Annotated in this window: 14 protein-coding genes and 3 tRNA genes; 7 read left to right on the top strand and 10 right to left on the bottom strand. The window is 51.3% G+C overall.

Translation table 11 applies throughout. The annotated features are described in order from the left end of the window. The first annotated feature begins 166 nt into the window (after positions 1-166). The gene (gene rmf / locus MED297_RS07095) at positions 167-382 is read left to right on the top strand and encodes a ribosome modulation factor (RefSeq protein ID WP_040556725.1); all 216 of its coding nucleotides are present in this window, start codon (positions 167-169) and stop codon (positions 380-382) included. Between the two features lie 84 nt (positions 383-466). Here rmf and MED297_RS07100 read toward each other — a convergent pair whose 3' ends face one another. The 3 genes from MED297_RS07100 to MED297_RS07110 all read right to left on the bottom strand — a co-directional run bounded on the left by MED297_RS07100 (position 467) and on the right by MED297_RS07110 (position 6,701). Beyond that, the gene (locus tag MED297_RS07100) at positions 467-1,480 is read right to left on the bottom strand and encodes a quinone-dependent dihydroorotate dehydrogenase (protein ID WP_008043617.1); all 1,014 of its coding nucleotides are present in this window, start codon (positions 1,478-1,480) and stop codon (positions 467-469) included. Between the two features lie 111 nt (positions 1,481-1,591). After that, on the bottom strand, positions 1,592-1,819 hold the full coding sequence (locus MED297_RS07105; RefSeq protein WP_008043618.1) for a DUF2835 domain-containing protein: 228 nt from the start codon (positions 1,817-1,819) through the stop codon (positions 1,592-1,594). Positions 1,820-1,880: 61 nt separating this feature from the next. Further along, complete coding sequence (locus MED297_RS07110) at positions 1,881-6,701, bottom strand: NAD-glutamate dehydrogenase (RefSeq protein WP_008043619.1); 4,821 nt, start codon at positions 6,699-6,701, stop codon at positions 1,881-1,883. Positions 6,702-6,900: 199 nt separating this feature from the next. Between MED297_RS07110 and MED297_RS07115 the strand changes: the two genes are divergently transcribed. The 4 genes from MED297_RS07115 to MED297_RS07130 all read left to right on the top strand — a co-directional run bounded on the left by MED297_RS07115 (position 6,901) and on the right by MED297_RS07130 (position 10,297). After that, a complete protein-coding gene (locus MED297_RS07115; RefSeq protein ID WP_008043620.1) occupies positions 6,901-7,095 on the top strand; it encodes a DUF2970 domain-containing protein in 195 nt (64 codons plus the stop codon). Between the two features lie 409 nt (positions 7,096-7,504). Beyond that, complete coding sequence (locus MED297_RS07120; RefSeq protein WP_008043622.1) at positions 7,505-9,166, top strand: nitrite/sulfite reductase; 1,662 nt, start codon at positions 7,505-7,507, stop codon at positions 9,164-9,166. Beyond that, the gene (locus MED297_RS07125; protein ID WP_008043623.1) at positions 9,150-9,644 is read left to right on the top strand and encodes a DUF934 domain-containing protein; all 495 of its coding nucleotides are present in this window, start codon (positions 9,150-9,152) and stop codon (positions 9,642-9,644) included. The genes MED297_RS07120 and MED297_RS07125 overlap by 17 nt, the downstream gene beginning before the upstream one ends. Positions 9,645-9,835: 191 nt before the next feature. Then, positions 9,836-10,297, top strand: coding sequence for a hypothetical protein (locus tag MED297_RS07130; protein ID WP_008043624.1), 462 nt, complete (start codon positions 9,836-9,838; stop codon positions 10,295-10,297). A gap of 174 nt (positions 10,298-10,471) precedes the next feature. On the opposite strand, the gene MED297_RS07135 is transcribed toward MED297_RS07130, so the two are convergent. From MED297_RS07135 to MED297_RS07150, 4 genes are read right to left on the bottom strand one after another with little or no spacing between them, the layout of a single operon-like run. Further along, a complete protein-coding gene (locus MED297_RS07135) occupies positions 10,472-11,197 on the bottom strand; it encodes an alanyl-tRNA editing protein (RefSeq protein ID WP_008043626.1) in 726 nt (241 codons plus the stop codon). A 27-nt stretch (positions 11,198-11,224) separates the two neighbouring features. Continuing rightward, positions 11,225-12,097, bottom strand: coding sequence for a proline iminopeptidase-family hydrolase (locus MED297_RS07140; RefSeq protein ID WP_008043634.1), 873 nt, complete (start codon positions 12,095-12,097; stop codon positions 11,225-11,227). Between the two features lie 58 nt (positions 12,098-12,155). Next, on the bottom strand, positions 12,156-15,251 hold the full coding sequence (locus tag MED297_RS07145; RefSeq protein WP_008043635.1) for an efflux RND transporter permease subunit: 3,096 nt from the start codon (positions 15,249-15,251) through the stop codon (positions 12,156-12,158). After that, positions 15,248-16,663 carry an efflux RND transporter periplasmic adaptor subunit gene (locus MED297_RS07150; protein WP_008043636.1) on the bottom strand — a complete coding sequence of 472 codons (1,416 nt, stop codon included), beginning with the start codon at positions 16,661-16,663 and terminating at the stop codon, positions 15,248-15,250. The genes MED297_RS07145 and MED297_RS07150 overlap by 4 nt, the downstream gene beginning before the upstream one ends. 252 nt (positions 16,664-16,915) lie before the next feature. Here MED297_RS07150 and MED297_RS07155 point away from each other — a divergent pair, with 252 nt between their 5' ends. Next, positions 16,916-17,413, top strand: coding sequence for a GNAT family N-acetyltransferase (locus MED297_RS07155; RefSeq protein WP_008043637.1), 498 nt, complete (start codon positions 16,916-16,918; stop codon positions 17,411-17,413). A gap of 80 nt (positions 17,414-17,493) precedes the next feature. Here MED297_RS07155 and MED297_RS07160 read toward each other — a convergent pair. From MED297_RS07160 to MED297_RS07170, 3 genes are all read right to left on the bottom strand, one after another. Beyond that, positions 17,494-17,581, bottom strand: a tRNA-Leu gene (locus tag MED297_RS07160). 39 nt (positions 17,582-17,620) lie between these two features. Further along, positions 17,621-17,694: transfer RNA gene (locus MED297_RS07165), tRNA-Cys, on the bottom strand. 215 nt (positions 17,695-17,909) lie between these two features. Further along, positions 17,910-17,985: transfer RNA gene (locus MED297_RS07170), tRNA-Gly, on the bottom strand. Between the two features lie 275 nt (positions 17,986-18,260). Here MED297_RS07170 and MED297_RS07175 point away from each other — a divergent pair. After that, positions 18,261-20,225 carry a WD40/YVTN/BNR-like repeat-containing protein gene (locus MED297_RS07175; protein WP_008043644.1) on the top strand — a complete coding sequence of 655 codons (1,965 nt, stop codon included), beginning with the start codon at positions 18,261-18,263 and terminating at the stop codon, positions 20,223-20,225. Positions 20,226-20,251 lie beyond the last annotated feature (26 nt).

Consider the following 20,251-nt stretch of genomic DNA (forward strand, 5'->3'; position numbering starts at 1 on the left):
CTTTGAAATATGCGAATCGATAATAAAAACCTATTTTATTAGATTTTATTGTTCATCGACACCGGTGTCCGCAATTAGATACAACAGTAGCATATCTTTTGTTCTTCCCCGGAGCCGATTGATATTTCGGCTTCGATTTTCAGCAGACCCAGTACGAGGAACGCGTATGAAAAGACAAAAAAGAGATAAGATGGAGAGAGCCTTTCAACGTGGCTACATGGCCGGCGTTGAAGGAAAGTCAAAGGAAATGTGCCCGAAGGAAGAAGGTCCTGAACATCAACAATGGATAAACGGCTGGCGTGAAGGACGCAGCGACCATTGGGACGGCTATACCGGAGTAAGTGGTATTCATCGATTCAACGAAGTCGTCATTCATCACTAAAGTCACCCACGAATTTAACTGCAAAAAAGCCGGCGGTCGCCGGCTTTTTTGTGTCTCGGTAGTAGACCGCTCTGAAATCGCTGCTTACATTCGGGCCAGTCGTTCTACTGTCCGCTTAATCAGACCTGGCCCCTGATAGATGAAGCCGGTGTAGATCTGAACCAGATCCGCCCCCATCGTCAGCTTTTCTTCTGCATCACGCTCACTCATGATTCCGCCGACACCAATCAGCGGAATGCTGTCATCAAGCAGTTCACGAAACCGCTTCAGAACCTGATTGGACATGTCTCGAACCGGCGTTCCCGACAGACCGCCCTGCTCATCACTGAACTGACAGCCTTCGACCTGCTCACGACTGATGGTTGTGTTCGTGGCGATAACACCCTCTACCTTCAGTTCGTTAAACGTATTGGTAAGCTCGACGATGTCGTCTTCGTCCAGATCCGGTGCAATCTTTATCAATACCGGAGTATGTTCAAATTGCTCATCCAACGAAGCCTGACGTTCTTTCAACGCACGAATCAGGTTGGACAGGTTTTCGCCGAACTGAAGATTGCGAAGCCCTGGGGTGTTTGGTGACGAGAGATTGATGACGATGTAGTCGGCAACCTCGTAGACTTTTTCGAGGCAAATCAGGTAATCGTTAACGGCCTCTTCTTCCGGTGTTACTTTGTTTTTACCGATATTCACACCGATAACACCGGAGTAGGTACTTTTCCGTATCCGGCTGACCAGGTAATCCACGCCCTTATTGTTAAACCCCATGCGATTAATGATCGCTTCCTTTTCAGGAATCCGGAACAGTCGCGGCGTTGGGTTGCCCGGTTGCGGCTCCGGCGTTACGGTGCCGACTTCGATAAAGCCAAACCCCAGGGCCCCTAGTGCATCAATGGCATCCCCGTTTTTATCCAGTCCGGCCGCTAAGCCGACAGCGTTCGGAAACTCGATACCAAAGACATTGACGGATTTTTGCTGCTTTGGTTGCGGCATCAGGTTGGTCAATTTCAAATGACCCACAGCAGACAGGGCGTCAATGGTCAGTTCGTGCGCCGTTTCAGCTGACAGTAGAAACGCGGCTTTGCGAAACAGGGGGTACATTCGACTCTCCTTGGGTAAGATTTGCCGAATTATACGGATATCGTAAGGACAATACAGGGGATTAAATCAAGCCTACCGATAGAAAGCCGGTGTCTTTTTGGGCTGGTAACATCAGGCCAAACGCTTGATGCTGACAAATCGGTTCTCGCGATCAAACTCAATCGCAAAGACGCCATGAATGCCGCTTCGGGTTACAAACGGCTGCAGAATTTTTGTCGGAAACTGGACTCGGCGACCGTCTCTGGATACGCAGGAGACCTGTTTCACATGCCCCTGATAATGCAAGAGGTAGTCGTCCGCACTGATCTGCAGATCGACAATCAGAGTCTGATTGCTCATTCTGTTACCTGAATAAACCCGGAAAAAGAAAGGGCAGCCGGCCGGCTACCCTTCAGCCTTCTTACTGTAACTCAGTCATGGTTGCCTGGGAAAGGTCTAACAGCTCGCGGATCGCGACGCTGTACATACTGAACTCAGGCTCGTTTACTGCTCGAATCTCATTCATGATACGCAGCCAGCGTTCAACCAGGATGCTGTTGTGCTCCAGCCACTGATCAACGGTCTCATCTAACGACTGATCGTCCGCCATCTGAGATATTAACCCTTGGGTGATTCGCCGCTGTTGCCATTCCAGGTCATCCCGGTATGACTCCCGGGCCATCGCCTGCCAATGGGTGTTGACCGTGGCAGAGTTAACCTGGCGAGCAAACAACTCTAAACCGAGCGACTCACCCACACGGAAGTAACCGTGAGCCACATGCAGGACATCCCGATTCAGTATCTGCGACACCGCGGCAACCCCCAATGACGTATACAACATGTCCGAAGCGGCCACCGATCGAGCCAGATTTTCTGGAACACCGGTTTCTATCATACCCGAGGCGTCGGCCAACCAGGTTTCACGGGGGCTCTCCGGCAGAATCTCCATCAGGTTGTCGGCCATGGCTTCCAGCGGACCTTTGAACTGGCTGATCAGGCTTTCTATATCAATGCCTTTACGATAGTTTTTGATGAGCCAACGAGTACCCCGGCGCACCATGCGCAACGTTCTCAGCATCATTTTGGACTGAACATCGGCTGGCACGATGTGATCCAGGGCTTCGATGTCCGCCCAGATCTTGTGCAAACCAAATATTTCACGTGATGCGACATAGGCTTTGGCGGCTTCGATTGCGGTACATCCGGTACTTTCATGAAGCCGGCTGTAAAAGGTGATCCCCATGTAGTTGATCATGTCATTGGCCACCTGCGTCGCAATGATCTCTTTGCGAAGCCGGTGCTCAGTCATCACCTTGCCAAACTTTTTCTTCATGGCCGCCGGGAACTCAGTCTCGACGATGTGCCCAATAAACTGATCGTTCGCGAGCTCGTCTTTCGCCAGCTGCTCTTTCAAATCGCCCTTCACATAGGAAATTAACACCGACAGTTCCGGCCGTGTGAGCCCCTTGCCGTTGGCCTTACGTTCAGAAATCTGTTCATCCGTTGGCAGAAACTCCAACTCGCGGTTGAGTTTGCCTTCTGATTCCAATCCGTTGATCAGCCGACGATACTCTTCAACACGCTGTCGAGACTCGGTGAACGCGACGCCGAGTGCCTGCGTTTGACGATAATTATTGGTCAATACCAGCCCTGAAACATCCTCAGTCAGTTTCTCAAGCGTGGTGTTGCGCTGTTTCACGGTCATATCGCCGTTCGCGACCATGTCATCCAACAGGATTTTCATATTCACTTCGTGGTCGGAACAGTCGACACCACCGGCATTATCAATGAAGTCCGTAAAACAGCGACCGCCTTTCAAGTTAAACTCGATCCGGCCCAGTTGGCTGAAACCGAGGTTACCGCCCTCGCCGATCACTTTGCAGCGCAGCGACTTGCCATTAATGCGCACGGCATCATTGGCTTTATCACCTACATCCGCATGGGTCTCCGTGCTGGCTTTCACGTAGGTTCCGATACCACCGTTCCATAACAGGTCCACAGGGGCCTTCAACATCGCGGTAATCAACTCATTCGGCGACAGGGTAGACTGTTCAATATCGAAGATCGCTTTCATCTCCTTGCTGACCCGGATCGATTTGGCCGATCGGCTGAAAATGCCACCACCTTTAGAAATCAGCTCCTTGTTATAGTCGTCCCAGGTAGAACGCGGCAGATCAAACAGGCGTTGACGTTCAGCAAAACTTTTTTCAGCGTCCGGATTCGGGTCAACAAAGATATGCATGTGGTTAAATGCACCGACCAAGCGGATGGTTTCAGACCGCAGCATGCCATTACCGAACACATCTCCGGCCATGTCACCAATACCCACAGCCGTGATCGGGTCTTTCTGGACATCAACTCCCAGTTCTCGGAAATGCCGCTGCACACTGACCCAGGCACCGCGGGCGGTTATGCCCATTTTTTTGTGGTCATAGCCATTGGATCCACCCGAGGCAAAGGCATCACCCAACCAGAAGTTATAATCATTGGCGACTTCATTAGCTATATCAGAGAATGTGGCGGTACCTTTGTCGGCCGCGACAACCAGGTAAGGGTCATCACTATCGTAGCGAACCACCTGTTTAGGCGGTACCACCGAATTTTCAACCAGATTATCGGTGACATCCAGCAGACCCCGAATAAAGGTTTTATAGCACTCAATTCCCTCGGCAAAGAAGGCATCGCGGTCCTGCGGTGGTGGCAATTGTTTGGCCACAAAACCACCTTTGGCCCCTACGGGAACGATGACCGCATTCTTCACCTGCTGCGCTTTTACCAATCCCAGTACTTCGGTACGGAAATCTTCGTTACGGTCTGACCAGCGCAACCCACCTCGGGCCACGGAGCCGCCGCGTAGATGCACACCTTCAATGCGTGGTGAATACACAAAGATCTCGTATTTTGGTTTTGGCAGTGGGATATCGCTCAACTGACCCGGATCGAGTTTAAAGCTGATGTACTCTTTGCGGGCACCGGTCTCACCTTCTTGGTAAAAGTTTGTCCGCAGCGTGGCCTTCATCAGCTCGACATAACGACGGAAGATCCGGTCTTCGTTGATGTTGTTGACGTCATCCAGTTGCGCTTCAATTTCACTGTTCCAATGCTCAACAAGATGCACACCCTTTTGTTTTTCCGGGTTGAAGCGTGCTGAAAACAACTCGGACAGGTTTTCCGTAATACCGGTGTACTGAATAAGAGTCTCTGCGATGTACTCCAGGCTGAGTCCAAATTGCGTTTGCTTCATGTATTTTGCATAGCCACGCAACATGGCCACTTCGCGCCAGGTTAACCGAGCCTGCAGCACCAGCTTGTTGTAAGAATCGTTTTCGGCACGTCCTTTCCAGATATTGAGGAAGGCCTTAGAAAACGAGTCCCGGTATTTGCTGGGATCAAGCTCCGGGTTTGGCTCGTAAAGCAGGTTAAAATCGTAAATCCAGGTACATCCGTTTTCCGGGTGGACGATTTCATACGGAAACTCGTCAATGACTTTCAGCCCGAGGTTTTCCAGCACCGGAATCAGGTCAGACAACAATAAGGCCTCACCTTTATTAAACAGCTTGAGCTTCAGAGTGCTACCCGTCGGTTCCATGGAACGGAAAAAACTCAGGGTTATGTTTTCGTCCGGATTCTTTCGCAGACTCTCAATACGCTGAATATCCGCAACGGCCACCCGAGCGCTGTATTCATCGGTGTAGCCGGACGGGAATGCATGTTCGTACTGCTGATACAGTCGCACGCCTTTCTCTTCACCGAAGGATTCAATCAGCGCGGTATGCAGCTCATCGGTCCAGCGTCGGGCAATCTGAACGATTTTGTTTTCGAGTGCATCCAGAGGGGGGATTTCCTCGAGCGGCTCTGACAGTTTGAACACAAAGCGTGTTCGGGCCAATACCGATTCACTGAAAAACGTCGTGAAATCAGACCCTTCAACTTTAAAACGCTCAGCCAACAGATCGTGCACTTTGATCCGGATTTGAGTGTTAAACACATCCCGGGGCATGTACACCAGGGCATTTAAAAACTTGCCGTAGGCATCTTTGCGCAGAAACAGTCGAATCTGCTTACGCTCCTGAATAGACAGTACCTCATGAGATACCCGCAACAAGGTAGCATCACTGCTCTGAATCAGTTCATCACGGGGGAAGTTATACAGAATCGCGGCCAGCTCTTTGTAGGAATGCGTACCAGGCTCAAAGCCTGAATTATCCAGAACACGTTGCAGTTTGCGCCGAACCACCGGAATGTTACGCGGCGTTTCATTGTAAACCGAGGATGTGTACAGACCGAGGAAGCGACGTCCGCCAATCACTTCACCCTTATCGTTAAAGTCTTTCACCAGGATGTAATCGGAATAGGCGGAACGATGTACCGTTGAGCGCCGCCCGGACTTGGTGAATATGAGTAACTCCTGCTTAAACACATGCTCCCGGCGTTCTTTGGACATTTCTTTGATAACTTCGTCGCGCCGATTGGTGTTCTTTTTAAACAAGCCCAGTTCGGTACCTGGTACCTGCTTCACTACCCCGTCTTCGATGGTGTATTCATCGTAGGCCAGAAAACTGAAGTGGTTGTTCGCGATCCAATCCATGAAAACAATGGCCTCGTCCAGCTCTTCGGCACTAAACGGCTGTTTTTGGGATTTCAGATCGTTGATGACTTCATTGGTTTTGTCGACCATCGCCGGAAAGTCATCGACGACGTACACCACATCGCTCATTACCTCATGAAGCGACGTTGAAATCTGTTCACGCTGCTCTGGCACTGAGGTCCGATCCATTTCCAGACACAGCAGGAGCTCCTGCTGACCTTTGTCTGAAAACCCCTGGAAGTGCCCACTCTGATCTCGCTTCACCGAGAACGTCGCATAAAAGATGGCGTGTATATTGATGTCGAGTTTGTTAAGCGCCAGTCGGGCAGAATCGATCACAAATGGAATCTCATCATGCAGAATCGAAACAATCGTGTGTTGCGATTGCCATTCGTGCTCTTCCACATTCGGGTTAATGACTTCTATTCGGGCTTTACGTGTTTCTTTGTGTTGAAGTGAGTGCCATAGGGTCACCACCATGCCTGCCAGATCGGTCATTTCATACTGTGACAGGTCGCGCATAGAGGCATGAATAAACAGCTCACGAACCAGGATGTTCAGATCCGCATGATGCTTTTTCGGAAAGTGAGAGATCAGCCGTTGATACAAGGCTTCAATGAGTTCTTCCTGACTGGTCATTAACGCAGTTGACATAGTGTCCTCGATTATTTTTATTGATGTGTGGTCCCGTTGCTGACGATGATCAGCGGTTGAGACCAACAGTCATGCCTATCATGCTAGTTCAATACCGCGTATTCTCTAGTATAAATGACCGGGATGACTATTCCCTCTGACATCATTTTTCGACAGTTGTCGCTCATCTGAACGTAAGCGACCAAAAAGGATAAATTTTATGTCCGAAACGAAAAAACCGTCTTTCTGGCAAGTCACAAAAAGCGTGTTAGCTGGTGCTATCGGCGTGCAGAGCGATAAAAACCGTCAGGCCGACTTTCAAACGCATTCGATCTGGCCGTTTGTTTTCGGCGGTGTGTTGTTTACCGTGCTCTTTGTTGTCGCATTAATAGTGCTGGTGCGGTCGGTATCCTAACGGGCATAAAAAAAGGGCCCAGGCCCTTTCATTTGCTATGTATTGAAACCAAATTATCGATCAGGCACCGGATACCCAGAAGACAGCGGTTGCCACAACAGTCAGAACCACCACAACCGCCGCAATTGCGTCGGCCTGCGCATCGGTTACACGAGATTTACCAGAAGCCATTACTATTACTCTCCCCTATTTTTATTGTTTTCTATTGGACGACTTTCGAACGTCGACCGTCATTTAATAACCTTTATCAACGACCTGCAACCGCCTTTATATAACACTATGGAATTAAATTATGAAACTTTAATAATTCAGAGAATATAGGTGCTAAGGTATAGTGCTCCAACAATGAAAGGCTGTGCGTCGTTTGCGCATGGCCTTTTCACCTTAATCGGCTAAATGAGGTTGTAACATGTACGTTTACGACTCGTATGACCAACAACTTGTTGATCAACGTGTTGCCCAGTTCCGGGAACAGACTGACCGCTTCCTGGACGGCGAACTAGCGCCGGAAGAGTTTCTTCCTTTGCGACTGCAAAATGGTCTCTATATCCAGCGCCATGCCCCCATGCTGCGCATTGCCGTCCCTTATGGGCTCATGTCGTCTACCCAGTTACGCCGAATTGCCAGCATCAGCCGCGATTACGACAAGGGTTACGTTCATTTCACGACCCGGCAGAATATTCAATTGAACTGGCCGGCGCTTGAAGATGTCCCGGATATTCTCGGCGAACTTGCCGAAGTACAGATGCACGCTATCCAAACGTCGGGTAACTGCATCCGTAACACCACTACCGACCAGTTTGCCGGCATCATTGCGGACGAAATTGAAGATCCGCGTCCCTGGTGCGAAATCATCAGACAGTGGTCGACCTTACATCCTGAGTTCGCCTTTCTACCGCGGAAGTTCAAAATTGCGGTCAATGCGGCCACGGCCACCGACCGTGCCGCCATTCGTTTTCACGACATTGGCCTGCAGCTTGTTAAGAATGAAGAAGGCGAGACTGGGTTCCAGGTGTTTGTTGGCGGTGGATTGGGCCGAACCCCGCTGCCCGGTCAGGAGATTCGCTCCTTCCTGCCAACGGAAGACCTGTTGTCGTACCTGGATGCCATTCTAAGGGTCTACAACCTGAAAGGTCGGCGTGACAACAAGTACAAGGCTCGTATCAAAATTCTGGTCAAAGCGATGGGTATTGACGCTTTCCGTGAGCTAGTGGAAGCCGAATGGCTGAAATACAAAGATGGCGACGACAAACTGACCAGTGCCGAAATTGACCGGGTTAAGGGCCACTTTAGTGCGCCAGCTTATGAAGCACTGAACGACCAAGCCGATCTACTGGCACAGCAGCGCTTTGAAGATCCACAGTTCGACAAATGGCTGTCGCGCAATGTTGAAGCGCACAAACAGCCGGGCTATGCCGCCATTACCGTTTCGCTCAAGAAACCCGGCTATGCACCCGGTGACGCAACCGCTGAGCAGATTGACATCATCGCTGATTTGGCGGATGAATACTCATTTGGCGAACTTCGGGTAAGCCATCAACAGAACGTCATTCTGTCGGACGTCCGTCAGCAGGACCTGTATTCTCTATATCAGAAACTGACAGCGCTGGGGTTGGCTGAGCCAACCGTTGGCACCCTTAACGATGTCATCTGCTGCCCGGGTGGAGACTACTGCGCCCTGGCAAATGCCAAGTCCATCCCGATTGCGGAAGCGGTCCAGACTCGATTTGACGATCTGGACTACCTTTACGATCTGGGTGACATTGACCTGAACATATCCGGGTGCATGAATGCCTGTGGCCACCACCACATTGGCAACATCGGTATCCTCGGTGTCGATAAAAAAGGCGAAGAGTTCTACCAGGTTTCCCTGGGCGGCGACAGCGGCATACAGGGCAAGGTCGGTAAAATTCTGGGTCCTTCGTTCAAAGCGGATCAGATTCCTGACGTGATTGGCAAGGTCCTCGATACCTATGTTGAACAGCGCCACGACGATGAACTGTTCCTGGATACCGTTCATCGCATTGGTCTGGATCCCTTTAAGGAGCGTGTTTATGCAGCCTCTCATTAAGAATGGTCTTCTTGTTGAAAACGACCCTTGGGCCGTATTTGAGGCCGGAGAAGACGGCGCTTTTCCGGAGTACGCCCTGTTGCCGCTGAGCTTCTGGGTATCCCAAGGGGACGAGATAAGAGACAGCGTCTTCAAGCTGGGGGCCGTACTGCGAGCCGGTGACGAGATCGACGCTCTGATCCCCTACCTGCCTCAGCTCAAAGTCATCGCTTTCGAGTTTGAGAAATTTGCCGATGGCCGAGCATTTTCGTTCGCGCGTCAGCTGCGATCAGAACACGCTTTCACCGGTGAAATCCGTGCTTTCGGAGACATCTTGCCTGATCAGGTAAACTACCTGCAGCGAAGTGGGTTCGATGCCTTTGTTTTGCGTTCTGAGCAGGAAGCCGAGACCGCACTGGCACTTGGTAACACCTTTTCCGTCCAATATCAGTCGGATGCTGTCCAGTCCCAACCCCTGTTCCGCCGCCGCGTTAGCTGACCGGAACAGCCCTCTCGCCTGCTGTCACCAGCAGGCGTTATTTACTACTGCCTCATTTTGTTTCTACCAAGTGATACCGCCGGAACTACGACCGGTGCCGATGTGTATCGGAAATCAATATCAGAGATTGACAATCCACGACTACTGTATAAAACTACAGATACTGTTTATTTATACAGGCGGTCGAGAGTATGTTAACGGCAAACTATAATTACAGCCGACAAACCGGTCTTTTCGCGATGATGGCCCAGCAGAATCAGCCCAAGGTTGATCATCAGGATGCAAACAGCCCTATTCTGGAACAATGGCATCATCTGATCGATGCCATTCGGAGTAATGCCAATCCCAGACAGTGGGTGACACTGGTCAACCCGCCGTTTATTCCTAATGATCGCTATTTGCGGGATATTGGCTTGTCTAATCACTACATCCGAGTCGTGCGCCTGAGCCAAAATGCGCCCGATACCGAAGAGTATATTCAACAATGTGTCCAGAATGGCAAAAGCTCGTTAGTCGCGATTTGGACTGATGGTAGCCATGAGTTACCGGACGTTCTGCAAGATGAGGGTCGGTTGAGTTGCCGGACGCTGGTGTTCTCTTCGACCCCGGATGTACCGGTCAACAAAGAACCGCAATTAACGTTCGCCTTTTAATCAGGTGGCGGGCTTACAAACAGAGGATTCAGCGGTCGTTGTTAGATTGTAAACGCCGCTGATGGTTGCCAGTTTTCTGTGCCTTATCGTGCACTCATTGACGGACATATCCGACCCTTTGATTGACATGTTCCGCCCTGCTTTCAACATTGGTATAAGTTGGCTCTAGTCTCGTCAGGGCGTGACTAAAGCAAGGCTGACACGCTTGTTTTGTTTCCCCTTGCTTTTGATTTTCGTGACCACCAGTTCGCCAATCTCTCCGGTTTCCCGCACGTGTGTTCCACCGCAGGGTTGATAATCGATACCCTGCCCGATATTGATCATTCGAACAGACCCCTGACCACGTGGCGGTTGAACGCTCATGGTTCGAATCAGTTCCGGGTTGTTATCCAGCATGTCATCGGTAATCGAACTGACGTCTACACTCAGGTTTTGTGTCACTAACTGATTCAGCTTCTGACTGAGGTCGGCTTTGTCAAAATCGGCCGTGTCCATATCGAACTCAACCCGGCTTTCACGTTCACCCACGCCGCCTCCGGTAACCGGATAAGGAATCAATGAACACAGCAAATGCATGGCGGTATGCATCCTCATGAGTCGATGGCGACGCGCCCAGTCGATCTTCATTTCGATAATTTGCCCCGTCTTCCATTCCGGCACGGGCGACTCGGGGTCCAGATAATGAAGAATGGTTTTACGATCGGCATCATAACGGGTGTCGACGACGCGCACAGTGAGGCCATCTGCTGAGAGTTCACCCGTATCACCCGGTTGACCACCACTGAGCGCATAGAAGATGGTGCTGTCCAGAATCACAGCGGGCGGGTCAGACTGCAGCCTGATCAGCTTGCCCTGGTAAGTCGTCTGATAAGCCTCTTCGGCAAACTGCTTATGAGTCATCCTGTTCTCCTAATCTGTCCGCGTTGATCAATCCTGTTCTCTCAGAAAACGACGCAGCGTTCGTATGAACGGTTTTGGTTTTTCTGCGGCAATCGAATGCGAAGCCCCTTGAATAACACTCAACTTGGCATGAGCGATAGCGTTGCAATAGGTCTGCGCGGTCTGCGGTGTCGCTTCATCGTGCTCACCACAGATAAATTGCACCGGCACGTCAATCCGGTGCAGATCAGCGGTGCGATCATAGGATTTTAATGTGCCGGTTGGCTTGAACTCGGTGGGGCCCCACATCGTCTGATAGACTTCGCCGCCATGAGGATTGGCGCCATCGTTACTCATCATTTCCTTGAGTTTCTTCCGGTTGCGATTAACGTGACGCGCGTAGTAACGATAACTGACGTCTTTGTAAACCTGAGCGTCTGTGGCTCCGATCTCGTGACAATAGTGAATGACCTTCTGATCTTCAGGTGTCATGTTGGTGATCAGTCTCTGTGCATCGGCTTCCCAATCGAACGCGCTGAACATGGGCGATTGAAAGGTCAACGACCGAATGCCTTTGCCACGATGCCGAAGGTAGTATTCCAACGCCAGGGTGGTTCCCCAACTTCCACCCGCCAAATGGCACTCATCGAGCCCCCAGGCATCCAGGAGAATCCGTAACTCTTCCACAAAGGTGGCAATGGTCATTTGTCGCTTTTTAATCGGGGTGCTTTTGCCGCCTCCGATCTGATCGTACAGAAAAACCTTGCGTTCATCGGCCAGCTCAAAAAGCGGCGAGTCTGGCTTTGACCGTCCCCCCGGTCCTCCATGCAGAAACACCAATGGCAATCGACCAGACTTTCGACCTTTCGAGCGATAAAAGGTTTTCCCAAACTTATGTTCTATGAACGGCACGTGGTACATCCCAGAAATGAAAACCCTGAGACTGTACCAGTTTTCTTAAACCACGTGCAGCGCCCGGTTATCCGCTGATTTCGGGACGTCGATTGCTAAAACGCTGACGCCATTGATCCAGTCGGGTGCGGGCATGTTCAATCGTCAACAGCAATGCCGGAACAAATAACAAAACCAGCGTCGTACCAAACAGCAACCCAAACACAAGGCCTGCCGCAATGGGTTTCAGGAACTGCGCATCCAAGCTGGTCTCAAACAAAATCGGAGTTAACCCAACCATAGTCGTCATACTCGTGAGCAAGACCGGACGCAAACGGCGAGCCACCGCTTCTTCAAGAGCCGTCAGCAGTGCCATGCCCTCCTCACGCAAATCCCGATACACACTGACCAAAACGATGCTGTCGTTAATGACAATACCGGCCAGTCCAAACAGTCCCATGACGGACAAAGACGACAGCGGCAGATCGATTAACCAGTGGCCGTAGACTGCGCCGGTTAGACCAAATGGAATGGTGGCAATGATCGCCCAAGGCCAAAGCCAGCTTTCAAACACCCAGGCCAGTATTCCGAAAATCAAAACCAACACCACCAGCAGGGTTAAGGCAGTATCAGAGAAGAACGCTTCCTGTTCCTGAGCACCACCGCTGAGGCTGACCTCCACGGTTCCATACTGCGCCTGAAATCTGGGCAGGACGTCATTTTCCAGCAGGCTGTACATGTCATCGCTGGTCATGGCGTTGGTGTCTAATGTGGCCGACACTTCAACTGAGATCTCTCCGTTTTCGGCTCGAATCTGATCAATCCCACGCAAATACTGACTGTGAATGAGATCATCCAACGGCACTAACTCTCCATTCGGCGCGCGAAAAGGCAGACTTAAAATGTCGTTTAGCGTTGTGCGTTGCTCAGCCGGCAGAACGATTTTGACATCGAGCGTCTGCAACCCCAAAACCTGATCCGCGGCACTGACGCCGTCCAGACTCTGGCGCATAAAACGAGCGATGCCTGCTTCAGTAATGCCAAGCTCGCGGGCCAAGGAAGACAGTTCAAACTGAAGTTGTTCTTCCCCATAGGGCAGATCATCGGTCGCATCGGACAGTCCGGTCGTCTGGTTCAGCTGGCGCTGTAATGCCTCGGAGGCGGATTTCAACTCATTAATGTCATCGCCTTTCAGCAACACGGTGACATCACCTGAATCGCCGCCAAACCACCGCCCGCGCCCAAAGCTGATGTTATCGATTTCACTCGGCAAGGTCGTGGCCTGGCGCCATTGGTTCACCAACTCCTGGTTGGTATAGGGACGATCCTGGTCGCTGATCAGTTCCACATCAATGCGTGCCTGATTAGGTCGACCACCCTGATTGCGCGTGACCACAGCGGTTTTGATAAAGTCATACCCGGTATCATCTTCGACCTGCTGCAACGTAACGGTCAAATGATCAACAAACCGATCAACCTTATCCGGTACAACGCCCTCGGCAAACTCCACAAACACGGACAGCGATGGCGATTCAACCGATGGCTGAAACTGAAACGGAACGGTCCTGCTGGTCACCATGCCAACGGCGATCATGAAGTTGGCGATGATAAAAGCGATTAAGATTAATCGATTGTGCAAAGACCATCGCACAATTGGTCGGAACCATTGATCCCGCACCTTATTGAATGCGGCATCCAATGTCTGTCGAAGCTTTCGATCCTTCTTATGATGACTGTGTGACAGATGACCCGGCAGGATCAGAAAACATTCAATCAGAGACGCAATTATTGCAATGGTCACAACGATCGGAATGTCCTGAGCCAATCGACCAATGGGTCCGCTGATCAACAGCAATGGCACGAAGGCCGCAATGGTTGTCAAACTGGACGCCAGAACCGGCGGCCACATTTTCTGAGCCGACCGAATGGCAGCCTCTTGAGCATTCATCCCCATCTGCTGGTAGGCGCGGGTCTGCTCTCCAACCACAATGGCGTCATCCACAATAATGCCCAACGCAATCATAAAGCCAAACAGACTGATGGTGTTTAACGACGTCCCGGTATAAGACATAAACAGGAACGTCGCGAGAAAGCTAATAGGGATGCCTAACGCTACCCAGAACGCTAAGCGGGTATTCAAAAAGAAAAACAGCGCCACTAACACCATCACCATACCGAGGGCACCGTTTTTTATCAGCAGGTTCAGCTGATCGGATACGGTTTGCCAGACCTGATTATAAGCTTTGAGTTGCACAGAATCAGGCAAGGTCGGCTCAACCTCGGTTAACCATTGCGCCATCAGCTCGGCATTTTCCAACGTGTCTTCACCGGCGGTTCGCCGCAGTGACAGCTGAATGGCGGCTTTGCCCTCGTACTCCAGTTCGGCCGAATAGGGTTCGGTCACACGCTCAACTCGGGCAATGTCGCCAACCCTCAGAACCCGGCCCGAGTCACCACTGGACACGATCGTATTTAACAGACTGCTGAGATCCACGGACTCGTTCTTACTGCGCAATTGCAAGGTCTGACTGAGCCCGTTCGTCGCTCCGGCCGGTTGTGCGGAATACTCATCGGCCACCGCAGCGGCGATCGCATCTAATGTCAGGCCCGTCTCCAGCAATGTTTGCATTGGAATGGTAATGTCGATCTGCTGGGACGGCAGACCACTCAGTCCGACTTCGGCAAAACCGGCTTGCAACAGATCACTCTGCATGCTGTAGGCCAGATCAGCCAACTCATCGCGCGGCACATCGCCATACAACAGCAGGTCAGCGACACTTTCCCGTCGCTGAGGGGTGAACACCACCGGTTCATTAACGTCGTCGGGCAGATTGACGGTACTGATCGTTTCTTCAATCAGCTCAGATGCCTCTTCAAGACCACCCGCCCGATCGGTAATGGCAATGTACAGATCCACGCGACCATCCCGCGCGCGGGTTGTCATCGACTCAATTTCCGGCATTCCGGTCAGCGACTGCTGCAGAGGCTGGGCCACGGCCTGATACATATCTTCGGCACTGACGCTGTCCCAGTTCGCACTGACGATAATGCGTTCAAAACTGAAATCCGGAAAAAACTGATTATTAACGTTTGAGAGCCCCCACAGCCCTGCCCCGATAATGACCAGCATCACGCCATTCGCAGCAATACGGTGGCTGGCAAACAGTGCAATCCACGCCCTCATGAGCGATCTCCACGATTGTCGGCCACTACAGATACCGCCATGCCACTGACCGGGTTTTTCAGGCGCGTGGAAATAATGTCTACGGTTTCATCAGCTAACCCTGTCACCAGATAACCTGTTTCAGTTTGCCCCGCGATGGCGACGTCCACGGCCTTGATTCGCTGCGTTTGTGAATCATAAACATACAGGCGTTGTTGATCGTAAAGTGCCGTCATCGGAACTTCGATGGTAGGCTGCGTCATCGGATAGCTCACCGTCAGCCATTCGTAGGTTCCCGGCAACGGCGCACTGTCCTGTGCGGATATGTCGGCGGTTAAGGTTAAACGCTGAGCACCCGATTCATTCATTGGACGGATAGCCACAGCGCGCCACTGTCGTCCCTGGCTGTCGGTGGCTGTCACTGATGACAGCTCATTCTGGCTCAGTTGGTAGCGTACCGGTACCCGCACATGCAGTACCAAACTGGCGGGGTCATAAAGATCCACAATGGCCTCGGAACCACTCACTTCCTGCCCGTCTTTCACATGTACGCGGGCCAGCAAGCCGGTAAACGGAGCCTGCACCGTTAAGTCTTCAATGAGCTGCCGGGTTTGTCGAATCTGAGAAAGCAACTGTTCCCGTTGAGCCTGAAGCTGTGCCTGGGTATCCGCATATTGGTTTATAGTCAGTTGCCGATTCTGCAGTGACAACCGCTGGCTCTGGTAGGTTCGTAAGGCCGCCTCATAATCAGTATTGGATGTCAGCTGTTGACTGTTCAGGCTGCTGAAGCGATCGACGGCATTCTTAGCAATTCGCACTAATTCTTCTTCAATCTCCAAAGCTTCCAAATCGGTTTGATGACGCAGAGATTCATTACGAATGCGGGCATCCAGCTCATTGAGCGCGGCCTCCCGTTGTCGTAATTGTTCAGGTAAATCTTCGCTGGTCAGCACCGCCAGTGTCTGACCACCATCGACTCGAGCGCCTTCTCGCACATTGAGCTCACTGACAGTCGCCGCTGCCGGTGCTCTTAAGGACGCAAATCGTTCCGCATCGATGGCGCCATAAACCCTCAGCATGGCAGGCTGAACCATCGGAGACGCTCTGAGAACTTCAACCGAGGTGGCCGCCTGTTGCGCGAAACGGCCGGTTCGACCGCTATTACGATTTGACGAGGACGAGTTATTCTCGCGGGATGGTCCCGATTCCTCACCTTTTGATGCTTGCGAGTCTGCCGACCCTGACTCCGCATTTTCACTATCATTATTGGCGGTTTCGTCTTCTGATGTTTTCTCGGCATCCTCATTCTGAGCCGGCGGGGGCGCCGCCATGGCCGATCGACCTGCGCTCGGCTCATGGTTCAGCCAGACATAACCGGCATAACCAACGGCCAGGATGAGTAAGGAGATCAGAACATTCTTGATCAGTGCCATGCGCGCTTCCTGTGGTTAGGCATTTCAATAGCTTCCGATTTTCTTTTGTTATCGACGCGGTACCCCGCCGACAAATTTCCGAAAAGCAGAACTCAATGATGGGTTAGATAGGAACTTTTTCGAACGACCAAAGTAGCGTGAGCGCTCATTCAACACAATGGTAACCGGTTACCTTGACATTTCACTTTCAAATAAGACCAGAATGTGGCGAACTACAAATATTGAAAGCACGATAGTTGAAGAGTTCAGCCGATGCCCTCCAACCCCATCAACAAAAAGCTATACAAAGCTTGTCAGCAGGTGACGGTTAGACCCTTAAAACCTGAAGATCAGGTGGGCCTGATTCGGTTACTGACCCATGCTCAGGTTCGGCGTTTTCTGGGAGGCCCCTTATCTCTTAAGTTGGCAGAGCGCCGTGTACAGCGAATGCTGACTGAGACCATTGACTCTCGTTTAGCGATAGAAACCAACGGGCAATTCGCCGGTATGCTGTCCTGGTCAGACCATTGTGAAGAGCCCGGAACAGAAATCAGCTACCAGATATTTCCAGAGTACGAAGGCCAGGGACTTGCCTATAGAGCGCTAAAATCCGCTCTACCGAGCCTCACTGGCCCGATCATTGCCGAAACCCAGATTAACAATCACCGCTCTATTGCGTTGCTAATACGGCTTGGTTTTAAACATCTAAGAACGGTCAGACGGCATAACGCAGAACAGGTCATCATGACGCTTGATAAGCAGGAGGTGTGACGAGCAAATGTTGCTTAAAACTCTTGAGGATTAAATGGAATGATTATTCGAAGATCAACAGCAATGTATTTGCCTGGAGATGGTGCCCGGAGCCGGACTTGAACCGGCACGATCGCAATGATCGGGGGATTTTAAGTCCCCTGTGTCTACCAATTTCACCACCCGGGCCTCGGGGTACAAGTGGGACTTGTAAAGGTGATTGTAAATTGGAGGCGCGAGTCGGAATCGAACCGGCGTACACGGAGTTGCAGTCCGCTGCATGACCACTCTGCCATCGCGCCCGATAATCAGCCGCTACCTCTGGACTGATTGACAAAGTCTGGCAACCTAAGCGCAGACCCTGCATTCAAAAAAGCGACCGTTGTTGGTCGCTTCTTGTGAATTCGGTTAGTCGGATTGTTTTGGAGCCGGAACTTAGACTCAACTGGTCGGCATTCCGATCGTGACCCCTTGGGGTCGCTTTTACTCACAACACTTAACAAAACAACGTTAAGTTTGGAGCGGGAAACGAGACTCGAACTCGCGACCCCAACCTTGGCAAGGTTGTGCTCTACCAACTGAGCTATTCCCGCTTTTCAATCCTGTCGCCAAGCATCTTGCCCTGACAACGGATGCGCATTTTACCGACGTTCTGTTTGTTGTCAAACATTTTTTTATAACTTCCTGATTTTATTAAAGTTTTAACCGGTTTGACTGAAAAATACAGATCTGTAGGAACGAAATGACCAGGTTTTGAACAGCTTTCAGTGTGCTATGGTCAATCCGTAGATTTATGCACCCTGCAGTGGTCAGGTCGTTTCAGGCCAGGGATTGAACAACATAGCCGCCCAAGGAAAAGGTGACTGTCATGTCGGATACAACCGCTGCCGAAGAAACCCCATTTAAAGACACCATCAACTACTACCGTGAACTCAGTGCTACGCATGCTAAAACTGCACGCGGTTACTCATTGTCAATTACCGTGCTCATTGGTCTGGGGCTCTTTGTTGTCATTGCACTGCCCTATGTGCTCAGTATGGCCGACAAGTTGTTCCGTGGTGCGCAAAGCACGGAAGCGGTTGAGTTGCGGATTTCCGACATTGAGCAACAAATTGACGAAGCTCTTCTGGCCATGCCCCCTTTTCTCGCGTCCTCTGTTTTCAGCCAGGCAAATCGTCAGGAGCCCCTTTATTATCCCGGCTTAAAACCACTATGGCCGGCGGTAAAAAGTCCTGATGGTCATTGGATAGTTACCGGCGATGAGGGTCAGGTGCTGATAGGCGATTCAAGTGGCCAAAACTGGGAAGAACAAACCACACTGATCACTGACGCGCTCTGGCCACCGCTGTTTCTTAATAACACCGAAGGCATCATTACCGGCTCTCAAGGCGCACTGTTGGTTTCCAACGACGCCGGAGCCACCTGGAACCCCATCGATTTGTCCCTGGCAACGGATTTGAACCGGCCGAGTCAAAGCTCAACCGGCGTTATTGTTATCACGGGTCAGGACGGCACCCTGCTGGTGAGAACGGCCGCTAACGCGTCCTGGCGCCAAGTAAACAACCTCGCCACAGTCCCATTACAACCGGCAGTTTTCAATAGTCAGGGAATCGGAGTCATTGTCGGTAAATCGGGCACATTGTTGCTCAGTGACAATGGAGGGGAATCGTGGAGGAAACTAACACTCAACACGGGGAATGATCTCCACTGGGCAACATTTGATGACCGACGTTGGCTTGTTGCAGGTGATGATGGCACATTATTAATGTCTCTGGATGGCCGCGATTGGCAACAGGTCATTACAGCAACCGATCACACCTTAAACCGCCCGATCATAACTCAATCGGGTCGCGCGATCGTTGCTGCCGAAGACGGATTGCTGCTGGTTTCTGATCCGGACTGGCAGCAATGGCAACCCATTCAAACATCCGCCATTGCTGACTTACATCCGCCTGTTGAAACGGAACAAGGGCTGCTTATTGTTACCGGTGACAATGGAGCTTTGCTAACGTCGAGCAATGAAGGACAACAATGGATTGACCAATCGTTATCGGTCAGTGTGGATCTGGCACCGCCCGTCTTTTTTGGAACCACCGGGCTGATCAGTGGCGATGAAGGGGCCTTACTGCTTTCCACTAACAACGGGAGGAGCTGGGTTCCGGTCAATACCCGGACGCCGGCGGATCTGAAACCGGCCGTGCAGTCGCCCGACAATGATCTTTTTGTGCCGGGGGATGACGGCACCCTGTTGATGTCCAGAGACCAAGGGCTGACCTGGCAAAACCTTCAAACGGGCATTCCCACTGACCTGCAACCGCCGGTATTTCATGACGACAGTTTAGCCACCCTATCCAGCTTTGGCGGACTGTATCAGCTGACGGACATCACAGATTTGTTGGATGAAGATCAATTACCAGCCTTGGTCGAGCAGTTGAAAAACAGCACACAACCTACGACAGCGAACACTCTGGCCCAGCTTGAAGAACAAAAGCGCCTGCTCGAAGCCTACAAAGCGACGCTGATAGAGTTTGATACCAGTGACCTTAACGACCAGCTTGAAAAAAGTCTGGTTCGGATCTCAGCTCTGGCCGTGATCATGTTTCTGGTGCAGGTGCTCATCACCAATTACCGTTACAGCATTAAACTGTCTGACTATTATCTCGCTCGGGCGCAGGGACTTTCTGTGGTTAAAGAGCTGGGCGCAGAACGGCTTAACGCGGATGACATTACCTCGCTTTTAAATGCATTCACTCCGGCGACAGAGTTCGGCAAGCAGGTCGCAACACCGGTTGATAAGGTCATGGCAATGGCAGAAAAGTTCAGAAGAGGATAATCCGGAAAAGGTTTTTACGGTTCCGG

The organism is Reinekea blandensis MED297 (genome assembly GCF_000153185.1).
GTDB lineage: Bacteria > Pseudomonadota > Gammaproteobacteria > Pseudomonadales > Natronospirillaceae > Reinekea > Reinekea blandensis.

Coding starts and splice junctions, on each gene's coding strand:
- rmf (WP_040556725.1), top strand. CDS start 167: ATGAAAAGACAAAAAAGAGATAAGATGGAGAGAGCCTTTCAACGTGGC.
- MED297_RS07155 (WP_008043637.1), top strand. CDS start 16,916: ATGCCCTCCAACCCCATCAACAAAAAGCTATACAAAGCTTGTCAGCAG.
- MED297_RS07145 (WP_008043635.1), bottom strand. CDS start 15,251: ATGAGGGCGTGGATTGCACTGTTTGCCAGCCACCGTATTGCTGCGAAT.
- MED297_RS07130 (WP_008043624.1), top strand. CDS start 9,836: ATGTTAACGGCAAACTATAATTACAGCCGACAAACCGGTCTTTTCGCG.
- MED297_RS07100 (WP_008043617.1), bottom strand. CDS start 1,480: ATGTACCCCCTGTTTCGCAAAGCCGCGTTTCTACTGTCAGCTGAAACG.
- MED297_RS07135 (WP_008043626.1), bottom strand. CDS start 11,197: ATGACTCATAAGCAGTTTGCCGAAGAGGCTTATCAGACGACTTACCAG.
- MED297_RS07150 (WP_008043636.1), bottom strand. CDS start 16,663: ATGGCACTGATCAAGAATGTTCTGATCTCCTTACTCATCCTGGCCGTT.
- MED297_RS07105 (WP_008043618.1), bottom strand. CDS start 1,819: ATGAGCAATCAGACTCTGATTGTCGATCTGCAGATCAGTGCGGACGAC.
- MED297_RS07175 (WP_008043644.1), top strand. CDS start 18,261: ATGTCGGATACAACCGCTGCCGAAGAAACCCCATTTAAAGACACCATC.
- MED297_RS07140 (WP_008043634.1), bottom strand. CDS start 12,097: ATGTACCACGTGCCGTTCATAGAACATAAGTTTGGGAAAACCTTTTAT.
- MED297_RS07125 (WP_008043623.1), top strand. CDS start 9,150: ATGCAGCCTCTCATTAAGAATGGTCTTCTTGTTGAAAACGACCCTTGG.
- MED297_RS07115 (WP_008043620.1), top strand. CDS start 6,901: ATGTCCGAAACGAAAAAACCGTCTTTCTGGCAAGTCACAAAAAGCGTG.
- MED297_RS07120 (WP_008043622.1), top strand. CDS start 7,505: ATGTACGTTTACGACTCGTATGACCAACAACTTGTTGATCAACGTGTT.
- MED297_RS07110 (WP_008043619.1), bottom strand. CDS start 6,701: ATGTCAACTGCGTTAATGACCAGTCAGGAAGAACTCATTGAAGCCTTG.